The 6,301-nt window shown below is 46.3% G+C and carries 8 protein-coding genes; 2 read left to right on the forward strand and 6 right to left on the reverse strand.

The genetic code is table 11. The annotated features are described in order from the left end of the window. The 6 genes from SPADD19_RS08365 to tsaB all read right to left on the reverse strand — a co-directional run. Window positions 1-621, reverse strand: a 621-nt coding sequence (locus tag SPADD19_RS08365) for a hypothetical protein (protein ID WP_061455775.1), incomplete at its 3' end; no start/stop codon positions are given. Window positions 622-723: 102 nt separating this feature from the next. Next, window positions 724-1,050 carry an AzlD domain-containing protein gene (locus SPADD19_RS08370; protein ID WP_023919193.1) on the reverse strand — a complete coding sequence of 109 codons (327 nt, stop codon included), beginning with the start codon at window positions 1,048-1,050 and terminating at the stop codon, window positions 724-726. After that, a complete protein-coding gene (locus SPADD19_RS08375) occupies window positions 1,037-1,732 on the reverse strand; it encodes an AzlC family ABC transporter permease (RefSeq protein ID WP_061455776.1) in 696 nt (231 codons plus the stop codon). The genes SPADD19_RS08370 and SPADD19_RS08375 overlap by 14 nt, the downstream gene beginning before the upstream one ends. A gap of 168 nt (window positions 1,733-1,900) precedes the next feature. Next, entirely contained in the window at window positions 1,901-2,911 is a 1,011-nt protein-coding gene (gene tsaD / locus SPADD19_RS08380; RefSeq protein ID WP_061455777.1) for a tRNA (adenosine(37)-N6)-threonylcarbamoyltransferase complex transferase subunit TsaD, read from the reverse strand. After that, entirely contained in the window at window positions 2,901-3,338 is a 438-nt protein-coding gene (gene rimI, locus SPADD19_RS08385) for a ribosomal protein S18-alanine N-acetyltransferase (protein WP_061455778.1), read from the reverse strand. Before rimI ends, tsaD begins: the two co-directional genes overlap by 11 nt. Continuing rightward, window positions 3,335-4,018, reverse strand: coding sequence for a tRNA (adenosine(37)-N6)-threonylcarbamoyltransferase complex dimerization subunit type 1 TsaB (tsaB, locus tag SPADD19_RS08390; protein ID WP_061455779.1), 684 nt, complete (start codon window positions 4,016-4,018; stop codon window positions 3,335-3,337). The genes rimI and tsaB overlap by 4 nt, the downstream gene beginning before the upstream one ends. Window positions 4,019-4,310: 292 nt before the next feature. On the opposite strand from tsaB, the gene SPADD19_RS08395 reads away from it, so the two are divergent. Further along, a complete protein-coding gene (locus SPADD19_RS08395) occupies window positions 4,311-4,541 on the forward strand; it encodes a DNA-directed RNA polymerase subunit epsilon (RefSeq protein ID WP_061455780.1) in 231 nt (76 codons plus the stop codon). 3 nt (window positions 4,542-4,544) lie between these two features. Then, window positions 4,545-6,227: a ribonuclease J1 gene (gene rnjA, locus SPADD19_RS08400; protein WP_003015245.1), complete on the forward strand. Its 1,683-nt coding sequence runs from the start codon at window positions 4,545-4,547 to the stop codon at window positions 6,225-6,227. Window positions 6,228-6,301: the final 74 nt, after the last annotated feature.

Below are 6,301 nucleotides of genomic sequence, written 5' to 3' on the forward strand. Positions count from 1 at the left end.
GTTGTAGTCAAATGGTGTATTGGTAGCCGTTGTGAAAACAATCGGTGTATAGTGTCCTTCTTCCAAGATAAAACCAGGTTCGAGTCGGAAGTCAGCGACACCCAGACCTGTGATCCCAGGAAGCAAGGCATCAGCCCCATCAAGACCTTCAGCATCCCAATAGTAGATATTGCCTGTTGCTCGGACAGCTCTTGCCGTATAGGTCGCTGTCCGAGTCGGTTCGCTATCATTTTTGAAACTTACCACTGTTGTTACATCCCCATTGGCATCCACTGTCATTTTAATCGCATCCGCTTGTGGGCTAGATCCTACCCAAGTTCCCACCAATTCTGCAGGGACAGTAGCTTGCGTCGTAGTAGACGCATTCTCGGTCTTACCAGAGTCTTTTGAAGTTGTCGCGCTACTTGCTTGAGTCGAAGAGCTAGCTGTATCGTTTGCCTGAGAAGAAGATGCTGCACTCTTTTTGCTATTACTTTTGGCTTTTTTCTCTACCTTGCTAGTAGATGCTTTTGCGGATGAGGAAGCTGTCTTTTTATCCTTTGCACCACAACCACCGAGAGCTAGACCAAGTGAAGCAGCCACCAGAACAGCGGCACTCCAACGGAAGATTGATTTTTTCATAAGATCACCTCTTTATCTTTCTGACTCCCATTATACTCCAATTGTTACAAAAATCAAGTTTTTTTGTAACAATTGTAATTTTTTTGTAACATATTTTTACATTTAAAATACCAATCGTAATAGGGCGATCAAGACAATTCCAAACAAAACGGTTCCCATAAGGTTTTTGTAACGAAAGGCTACAAAGAGACTGGGAATGGTCACTACTAGGTCCAACCAGTGAAACTGCGGGAGGCTTCCAATTTTTCCATCTACTAAGCTTGATAAAACCAAGGCAAAGATAATGGAAATAGGCAGGTATTTGAGAAAGCGAGTTACAGGAGCCGGCAGTCCCTTGTATTTGACTAAGAGGAAGGGCAAGATCCGAGGAATCCAGGTAACGAGGGCTGAGGCCAGAATGGCCATGAAGATATAACTATTCACGCGCATCACAGACCACCCCCACAAAACAGCCGATCAAGGTCGCAGCTAGCACAGCTAGCGGTTGCGAAACAAAAAAGAGTAAGAGAAAGAAACTCACTGCTACTGCTAACAGCACCATGAGCATGGTCTTGGTCTTTTCTGTCAGTTGCATTCCTTGAAACTGAGCTGCAAAAATCCCAATAAACATAGCCACTAAAGCAAAATCAAGCCAAAAAGCCTTTGGATCAGGTAGGAGAGATCCTAGAGCTGTTCCGATAACCGTCGCACTGATCCAAGCCACATAGCCTACTAGATTATTCCCATGCATCCAAGGAACTGTAATGGTGTCCGTCTTTAACTTCTCACTCAAGTAGACCCCATAGCTCTCATCGGTCAGGAGACTTCCAATCCCGATGGTATGAGCGAGACTAACATCCTTAAAGTCAGACGACGTATGCAGGCTCATCAACATATTACGGAGATTGATCAAACACACCGTCAAGGCCATATTCAAGATCGAAGAATGAGCCGCAATCAGAGAGATCATCGCAAACTGGGCCGCCCCAGCATAGACCAATACACTCATCAAGGCCATCTCCAAAGGAGAAAGATAGGGAGACGCTACCACACCACAAGCCAGGCCAATACTGATATAGCCCAAAGCCGTCGGAAGTGCGTCCTTCACCCCCTGCCAAAAATCTTTTTCCACTCTCTCACTCCTTTCTGAATCATTGACCTCTATTATAACACAAGAAAAAAGGTTGAAAAAGGACCAATGAAAGAGAAAGCTTTATAATCCCTTCGCAAATCCGCTACTAGTTGGTGAGATCCCAGCAAAAAAGCCATTGGAATCGCTCATCCAATTGGCTCCTTTTTCTTATTCAATTCCTTCAAAGGCTAGGCTTGGTTTGGCATTGAGGTCCCAGCCAGCGAAGTTTTCTTTGTTCCATTCGCTGACGCTAGCATAGGCAATCATCCCTGCATTGTCCCCGCAGAGACGCAGAGGCGGAATGATGACCTTGACATCTGTGATTTCAGAAGCCAGGCGTTCACGAAGACCTTGATTGGCTGCGACCCCACCCGCGACGACTAGGGTTTTGACCGGATATTTCTCCAAAGCCTTCTTGGTCTTGGCCATGAGAATGTCTAAGACGGCTGCTTGGAAACTCGCTGACAAGTCCGCATTGGAGAGACTTTCCCCTTTTTGCTCGGCATTGTGGTGCAGATTGATAAAAGCCGATTTGAGCCCTGAAAAAGAAAATTCCAGATTGTCTTCCTTGATCATGGCCCGTGGGAAATCGTAGATATCAACCCCTTGGTGGGCTAGCTGATCAATCTCACGTCCTGCTGGATAGGTCAATCCCATCACGCGCCCGACCTTGTCATAAGCCTCTCCTACAGCGTCATCACGGGTCTCTCCGACGATCTTATAATCCCCCGCTTCACTGACGTAGACCAACTCGGTATGTCCTCCACTCACCAGCAAGGCTAAGAGCGGAAATTCTAAGGGCTCCACGCTTTGAGCGGCCATCAAGTGTCCTGCCATATGATTGACAGGAATCAAAGGAAGGCCGTGCGCCCAGGCAAAGGCCTTAGCTGCAGCCAAGCCGACTAAAAGAGCCCCAACCAGGCCTGGGCCGTAAGTAACGGCTACAGCGGTGACCTCATCTTCTGTGATCCCTGCTTCTTCTAGGGCTTCTTCAATACATGCCGTGATGACTTCCACATGGTGACGAGAGGCTACCTCAGGCACCACTCCACCAAAACGCTTGTGACTTTCGATTTGACTGGCAATGACATTGGATAAGAGTTGGTCGTCATTTTTCAAGACAGCCACACTGGTCTCATCACACGATGTCTCAAAAGCCAAAATATATCTATCTTTCATTCAGGTTCCTCTTCATGATCACGGCATCCTCTATCGGATCGTGATAGTAGTTTTTCCTCCGTGCAATTTCTTCAAAATTCATTTTTTTGTATAGGCCTTGGGCCGGTTGATTGGACACGCGCACTTCTAAGAAAATCTCTTTTTTATCCGGCAACTGCGCGAGTAACTGCTGAGCTAGGCCTCGGCCCTGAAAAGCGCGCTTGACCGCAATCTGCAAGACCTCTGCTTCATAGAGAGTCTCTTGAATGGCGACAAACCCAAGGACTTGTCCCTCATCCACAGCTAGAAAATAGGAGATCGATTCCTGCTCTAAATCGGCTTGGATCTGATCCAACTTCCAGGGACTAGCTTCATAGACATCTTCCATCACAGAGAGAATAGCGGCCGCATCCTTGACGCTCCCTTTCTTGATTGTTCCTTTCATCATAGACGCTTGATGTAAGAGGTCGTTGTTTCCTTGTGGTCTTTGAGCCAATTTTCCTCTGCTTCGACCCGTTTGAGATAATGAGGGACAAAATCATGGAGGCTAGCAGGCGCTTGTTTGAGACCGAGACGTCCGATTTTCACTGCATCTGGCAAGGTTTCATAGTAAGCAGCACTTGGGAGGCTAGAGGCAATCTGCTCCTTAAAAGCCGTGACCTCTCCGACAAAGGTGACCTGCTCACTCGTTGCTGCACGCTCTAGGACTTCCTCAAATGGAAAATGCCCTTCTGGTGCGACCAGCTGATCTTCTTGGTAAAAACCCGCATAGACATTGTTCCGACGAGCATCCATGACAGGTACTACCAAACCTTCTAGATCATCCGGCACTAGAGCTAAGAGGCTTGAGACCCCGACCAATTCAATCCCTAAAGTATGAGCCAATGTCTTTGCAGTTGCGACTGCAATGCGCAGTCCAGTATAGCTCCCAGGACCTTCTGCCACCACGATGCGGTCCAAGTCCTTGGGGGTCAAGTCGATTTGTTGCATCAAAAAATCGATGACCGGCATCAAGGTGATACTATGATTCTTTTTAATGGTTAATGTTGTTTCTGCAAGTAGAGTCTCATCTTCTAAAATCGCTACAGAAAGAGCCTTACTCGAGGTATCAAATGCTAATAATTTCATTTCCTACTCCTCTTGAACTGGATTATATTATACTACAAATTCCCTTCAAATCCCAGCGAAACTCTCCCTTAAAGCGCAGGATTTTCATACACCAGACCTCTCAAAAGCTTCTCTATTATAGGTCTTTGCCCCTCTGACTTTTCCAGTCTATCTTTTACTTACAGGCGAATTTATGATATAATGATAATTAATTGTATCGAATCAGGTCCACTAGTTGCGAGTCGAAAACTCTAGTGATTACACTCCTTCGCAGCTAACAAATGGACCGAAATAATGAAAGGAAAATTACTTCATGATTTACAAAGTTTTTTATCAGAAAACAAAAGAACGGAACCCTCGTCGTGAAACGACGCATGCACTTTATCTCGATATTGATACACCAAATGAACGCGAAGGACGCATCCAAGCTCGTCAATTGGTTGAAGCAAACACAGATTTCAACATTGAATTTATCACACCACTTTCTGAGCAACACCTTGCTTACGAGAAAGAGTCAGGTGCCTTTGAACTAACGGAGTACTAATCCATGGCCTATACCTTAAAACCTGAAGAAGTTGGTGTATTTGCCATTGGTGGACTTGGAGAAATCGGGAAAAATACCTACGGGATCGAGTACCAAGATGAAATCATCATTGTCGATGCCGGGATCAAATTTCCAGAAGACGACCTCCTTGGGATCGACTATGTGATCCCTGATTACTCTTATATCGTTGACAATATTGATCGTGTCAAAGCGGTCCTCATTACCCACGGACACGAAGACCACATCGGTGGGATTCCTTTCCTTTTGAAGCAAGCCAATGTCCCTATCTATGCTGGACCTTTAGCCCTTGCCTTGATCCGTGGAAAATTAGAAGAGCATGGCCTTCTTCGCGATGCCAAACTCTACGAAATCAACCAAAACACTGAACTTCAATTTAAAAATCTTAAAGCAACCTTCTTCCGTACCACTCACTCTATTCCAGAACCTTTAGGGATTGTGATTCACACCCCTCAAGGAAAGATTGTCTGTACCGGAGACTTCAAATTTGACTTCACGCCCGTTGGGGAACCGGCTGACCTCCATCGTATGGCAGCTCTTGGAGAAGAAGGCGTTCTCTGTCTGCTCTCAGACTCAACCAACGCGGAAATTCCAACCTTTACCAATTCTGAAAAAGTGGTTGGCCAATCCATCATGAAGATCATCGAAGGCATCCATGGGCGCATCATCTTTGCTTCCTTTGCCTCGAATATCTTCCGTCTTCAACAGGCAGCTGAGGCCGCTGTCAAGACAGGTCGCAAGATCGTCGTCTTTGGACGCTCCATGGAAAAAGCCATCGTCAATGGAATCGAGCTTGGCTACATCAAGGTCCCTGCTGGAACCATTATCGAGCCAAACGAGATCAAAGACTATGCGGCCAATGAAATCCTGATCATGTGTACAGGAAGCCAAGGAGAGCCAATGGCAGCCCTCTCTCGGATTGCCAACGGAACGCACCGCCAAGTGCAACTCCAACCAGGAGATACCGTTATCTTCTCTTCTAGCCCGATTCCTGGGAATACAACCAGTGTGAACAAATTGATCAATACGATTTCTGAAGCGGGTGTCGATGTCATTCACGGGAAGATCAACAACATCCATACCTCTGGACACGGGGGGCAACAAGAACAAAAACTCATGCTCCGCTTGATCAAACCAAAATACTTCATGCCTGTCCATGGTGAATACCGGATGCAGAAGATCCACGCAGGACTCGCGCGTGATTGTGGAGTAGAAAAAGACAATATCTTCATCATGAGTAATGGTGATGTCCTCGCTCTTACAGCTAACTCTGCTCGGATCGCAGGAAGCTTCAATGCTCAAGATATCTATGTCGATGGAAACCGTATCGGTGAAATCGGGGCTGCTGTCCTTCGTGACCGGAGAGACCTTTCCGAAGACGGTGTCGTGCTTGCTGTTGCGACTGTTGACTTCAAATCGAAGATGATCCTGGCTGGACCAGACATCTTGAGCCGTGGTTTTATCTACATGCGTGAATCAGGAGATCTGATCCGTGAAAGCCAACGCATCCTCTTCAATGCAATTCGCATCGCCTTGAAGAACAAAGATGCCAATATCCAAACCGTCAATGGTGCGATTGTTAATGCCCTCCGCCCATTCTTATACGAGAGCACGGAACGTGAACCTATCATTATCCCAATGATTCTCACACCAGATGACGAAAATTAAAAAAACAACCAGTTGAAACCTCTGTTTCAACTGGTTTTATAGTGACTTTTTGAGGATCAAAAAGAGAGTGGGAC

The organism is Streptococcus parasanguinis, from assembly GCF_001578955.1.
Classification (GTDB): Bacteria; Bacillota; Bacilli; order Lactobacillales; family Streptococcaceae; genus Streptococcus; species Streptococcus parasanguinis_U.

Excerpts from the sequence above, each read along its gene's own strand:
- SPADD19_RS08395 (WP_061455780.1), top strand. The coding sequence starts at position 4,311 with ATGATTTACAAAGTTTTTTATCAGAAAACAAAAGAACGGAACCCTCGT.
- SPADD19_RS08370 (WP_023919193.1), bottom strand. The coding sequence starts at position 1,050 with ATGCGCGTGAATAGTTATATCTTCATGGCCATTCTGGCCTCAGCCCTC.
- rnjA (WP_003015245.1), top strand. The coding sequence starts at position 4,545 with ATGGCCTATACCTTAAAACCTGAAGAAGTTGGTGTATTTGCCATTGGT.
- tsaD (WP_061455777.1), bottom strand. The coding sequence starts at position 2,911 with ATGAAAGATAGATATATTTTGGCTTTTGAGACATCGTGTGATGAGACC.
- tsaB (WP_061455779.1), bottom strand. The coding sequence starts at position 4,018 with ATGAAATTATTAGCATTTGATACCTCGAGTAAGGCTCTTTCTGTAGCG.
- rimI (WP_061455778.1), bottom strand. The coding sequence starts at position 3,338 with ATGATGAAAGGAACAATCAAGAAAGGGAGCGTCAAGGATGCGGCCGCT.